3 protein-coding genes are annotated in these 2580 nt (G+C 70.9%); 2 read left to right on the top strand and 1 reads right to left on the bottom strand.

Annotated features, from left to right (window positions below; all coding sequences use genetic code 11):
- Window positions 1-110: 110 nt before the first annotated feature.
- The gene (locus RWP81_RS16190) at window positions 111-1316 is read right to left on the bottom strand and encodes a homoserine O-acetyltransferase (RefSeq protein WP_314457843.1); all 1206 of its coding nucleotides are present in this window, start codon (window positions 1314-1316) and stop codon (window positions 111-113) included.
- Between the two features lie 49 nt (window positions 1317-1365).
- Here RWP81_RS16190 and RWP81_RS16185 point away from each other — a divergent pair, with 49 nt between their 5' ends.
- Both RWP81_RS16185 and RWP81_RS16180 read left to right on the top strand, forming a co-directional pair.
- Window positions 1366-1503, top strand: coding sequence for a hypothetical protein (locus RWP81_RS16185; RefSeq protein WP_314457841.1), 138 nt, complete (start codon window positions 1366-1368; stop codon window positions 1501-1503).
- A gap of 51 nt (window positions 1504-1554) precedes the next feature.
- Window positions 1555-2253 carry an SDR family oxidoreductase gene (locus tag RWP81_RS16180; RefSeq protein WP_314457839.1) on the top strand — a complete coding sequence of 233 codons (699 nt, stop codon included), beginning with the start codon at window positions 1555-1557 and terminating at the stop codon, window positions 2251-2253.
- Window positions 2254-2580 lie beyond the last annotated feature (327 nt).

Raw genomic sequence — 2580 nt, 5'->3', positions numbered from 1 at the left:
GCGTGTCTCGGACGGTCGACGCTGCCCCGCGGGAGGCGGACGGGCGACGGCACGTCCGTGATGAGGGAATGACACGGCGGGGGATGCCCGGGACCGGGCATCCGGGATCGTCAGGTGGCGAGAAGGCGACGCAGGTGCGTGGCGACGGCCGCGGTCTCGATGAGGAAACCGTCGTGGCCGAAGTCGCTGGAGAGCACGACGGCGTCGTCACCGTCGAGGGTCTGCGGGATGCCGCGGGCGATGCGATGCTGGCCGTCGATGGGGAAGAGGCGGTCGCTGTCGATCCCGAGCACGAGGGTCGTGGCGGTGACGCGCGCCAGGGCGTCTTCGACCCCATCGCGATCGCGGCCGACATCGTGCGAGTTCATGGCCTCGACCAGGGCCAGGTAGCTGTTGGCGTCGAATCGACGGGTGAACTTGTTGCCGTGGAAGTCGAGGTACGACTCCACTGCGAAGCGCCCGCCGCGGCCCAGGGGGCTCACACCCGACTGCCACGAGCGCTGGAAGCGCTGGTTCAATTCGGTGGGGCTGCGGTAGTTGAGCAGCGCCATGCGACGGGCGAGGGCCAGCCCGCGGTGCGGTCCGTCGCCGTCGCCGGCGTCGTAGTACTCGCCACCGGAGAAGCGCGGGTCGACGCGGATGGCGTCCAGTTGTACCGAGTTCAGTGCGATCTGGTCGGCCGTCGTGATCGGCGGGGCCGACAGGATCGCGGCACGCGCGACCCGGTCGGGGTGACCCACCGCCCATTCGAGCGCGTGCATGCCGCCCATCGACCCGCCGACGACGGCGAACCACCGCTCGACGCCGAGCTCGTCGGCGAGCAGCGCCTGCGCGGTGACCTGGTCGCGGATGGTCAGGTACGGAAAACGCGACGCCCACTCGTACCCATCGGGCGCGATGCTCGCGGGGCCGGTCGACCCCTGGCATCCGCCCAGCATGTTGGGGGCGATGACGAAGAAGCGGTCGGTGTCGATCGCAGCTCCCGGGCCGACGAGGTCGCTCCACCACCCGGCAGTGGGGTGACCTGGGCCGGCGGCGCCGCGGACGTGGCTGTCACCGGTGAGGGCGTGCAGGATGAGCACCGCGTTGTCGCGGGCGGGGGAGAGCTCTCCCCAGGTCTCGTAGGCGAGGCGCACGTGCGGCAGGGACTCGCCGTTCTCCGTGCGGAAGGACCCGAACGATGCGAAGCGGCGATCACCCGCGGGGTCGCCGTCGCGCCACGCGCCGGTAGCTGGGGGACGTCCGAGCAGCGAACGGGCGTCGGCCTCCGTCACCGGGGCCGAGGGCACCGTGTCTTCGGAGATCTGCCAGTCCATGGCATCCATTCTCTCCGGGCGGGGCGGGGAGGTTCGTTCTGTTACGGCGATGTCGGAGGTCGCACTCGCGAACAGGGCACTGGCGATCGCGACATCGGATGCCGGTGAGCTGGCCGAACTGTGGGAGGACGACGCCGACCGGCTGAGCGAGAACGAGCGCCTTCGCGCCGCGCTGACCACGGGGTGACCACTTGTCCAGCCCCCGATCCGGGTCATCGGGTGTGGTCAGACTCGCCGCATGGCGAACTTCCTTCTCATCGCGGCCTCGAGCGACATCGGCGGGGCGACGGCGACACGACTGCGCGAGGCGGGCCACCGCGTCCTCACAACCGCTCGCGACTCATCCGTCATCGAACCGGACTTCACCCTGGATGCCACCGACTTCGACGCCGTCGACCGGGTTGTCGGTGAGGCGGGCGATCTCGACGGCATCGCGGTGTTCGCGGGATCCATGCTGCTCAAACCCGCGCACCTCACCTCGCGCGAGCAATACGACGGCCTGATCGCCGCGTCCCTGACGACGTCGTTCGCGGCGGTACGCGCTGCGGGGTCGCACATGCGCGACGGCGGATCGGTGGTGCTGGTGTCGTCGGCCGCCGCCCTGGCGGGCCTGCCCAACCACGACGGCATCGCCGCGGCCAAAGCCGGCGTGATCGGTCTGACGCTGTCGGCGGCCGCGAGCTACGCCGCTCACGGACTTCGCGTGAACGCGGTCGCCCCGGGCCTGGTGCAGACGCGTCTGACCGAGAAACTGACGTCGACCGACATGTCGAGGAAGGTCTCGGAGGCGATGCATCCGCTCGGTCGGCTCGGCGAACCCGACGATGTCGCGCGGGCCGTGGAGTTCTTGCTTTCGCCGGACAACGCGTGGATGACCGGGCAGATCATCGGCGTCGACGGCGGGCTGGGGAGTCTCCGGCCGCGGCAGAAGATCTGACGCGCGGCGCGGGCTCGGCACAGCGGAGGAGATCCGGCGGGCGGAGGGGCTTTCTCGTGCCGAGTCCTCCTTCGTGGGATGTCCTCGTTCGCAGGGCGGCGGTGTCGGGGCGGCGATGCCGCGGCGGAGGAGATTCGGCGAGCGGAGGATCTTTCTCTCGCGGTGGGTCCTCCCTTCGCGGGATGCCCTCCGGTTTCGGCGCGGGGCGTGCGCCCCGCGACAGGCCGCGCGCGGCGCGGTGCGCGAGACCGCCGCTGGTCACCGCGTCGCCGGTTCCCGTGAGGCCGAACCCACAGGCTAGACGCTCATGAACGACGAACGCCCCGA

It is taken from the genome of uncultured Microbacterium sp. (assembly GCF_963521695.1).
GTDB lineage: Bacteria > Actinomycetota > Actinomycetes > Actinomycetales > Microbacteriaceae > Microbacterium.
The sequence above is the reverse complement of the archived record's forward strand: the minus strand, read 5'-3'. Positions and strand labels throughout refer to the sequence as shown.

Excerpts from the sequence above, each read along its gene's own strand:
- RWP81_RS16185 (WP_314457841.1), top strand. The coding sequence starts at position 1,366 with ATGTCGGAGGTCGCACTCGCGAACAGGGCACTGGCGATCGCGACATCG.
- RWP81_RS16180 (WP_314457839.1), top strand. The coding sequence starts at position 1,555 with ATGGCGAACTTCCTTCTCATCGCGGCCTCGAGCGACATCGGCGGGGCG.
- RWP81_RS16190 (WP_314457843.1), bottom strand. The coding sequence starts at position 1,316 with ATGGACTGGCAGATCTCCGAAGACACGGTGCCCTCGGCCCCGGTGACG.